The 975-nt window shown below is 50.3% G+C and carries 2 tRNA genes and 2 rRNA genes; all 4 read right to left on the bottom strand.

The features are described from left to right. Positions 1 to 177 (bottom strand): 23S ribosomal RNA (locus tag KJS47_RS23770); the annotation flags it as partial. 257 nt (positions 178 to 434) lie between these two features. Beyond that, a tRNA-Ala gene (locus tag KJS47_RS23765) sits at positions 435 to 510 on the bottom strand. A gap of 100 nt (positions 511 to 610) precedes the next feature. Beyond that, a tRNA-Ile gene (locus KJS47_RS23760) sits at positions 611 to 687 on the bottom strand. Positions 688 to 858: 171 nt separating this feature from the next. After that, a 5S ribosomal RNA gene (rrf, locus tag KJS47_RS23755) occupies positions 859 to 975 on the bottom strand.

The raw sequence follows: 975 nt of genomic DNA, 5'->3' as shown, positions 1-975 counted from the left end.
TGCCGCACCTATGAATTCAGTGCGGAGTACGTACCCATTACGATACGTGGGTTCCCCCATTCGGACATCCCCGGATCAAAGCCCGCTTACGGCTCCCCGAGGCATTTCGTTGTTCGCCACGTCCTTCTTCGGCTCCTAGCGCCTAGGCATCCTCCGTGTGCTCTTAGTAGCTTAACCTACTAATCCGCGATACGTAGTATCGTCGGAAATCTGCGATGCGTTAGCATCGTCAGAACTAACCTTCAACTAAAGGATGTTTCTTGCTTCGCTATCTAGTTTTCAAGGAACAAAGATGTTTGCCTCAGCAAAATATCTAACCTCAGATATTCACTTTAGCAACCACGCCGTTTTTAGCGGCGAGATCTATCTTACCATGTTTCCGACCTACTTGGCAAGCACTATTTTGTGGTAATGTTTGCTAGGCAGTTCGTTTTTGGTGGAGCCAAGGAGGATCGAACTCCTGACCTCCTGCTTGCAAGGCAGGCGCTCTCCCAGCTGAGCTATGGCCCCATAATAATCCCCAAAAAGTGACGTGATCCTTCGCAGCTAATTCCGAGTCCTTTTTGAGGGCCCCGGAGTCTTGAAAGCCTGTCCTTTTGGAGTATGCAATTGGTGGGCCCTAGTGGACTCGAACCACCGACCTCACCCTTATCAGGGGTGCGCTCTAACCAGCTGAGCTAAGGGCCCTCAGAGTTTTGCGTTAGCAAAACTTGCTTCGTAAGCGTTGCAGAGTTTTACGAAGTAAAACTAGCTTCGTAAGCGTTACTTTAACCCCAAAAAGTGACGTTTGGCTTCGAGGTCTATTCCGAATACTTTTCGGGGACCCCGTCCAAAATCATTTAGGGATGAAATCATCCCGCTTGGCAACGTCCTACTCTCCCGGAACCCTTCGGTTCAAGTACCATCGGCGCTGGAGGGCTTAACGGTCGTGTTCGAGATGGGTACGCGTGGTTCCCCTCCGCCATTATTACCAAA

The sequence above is a fragment of the Paenibacillus sp. J31TS4 genome, assembly GCF_018403265.1.
Taxonomy (GTDB): domain Bacteria; phylum Bacillota; class Bacilli; order Paenibacillales; family NBRC-103111; genus J31TS4.
Note: the sequence above shows the minus strand (reverse complement) of the source record. Positions and strands in the feature narration are given on the sequence as shown.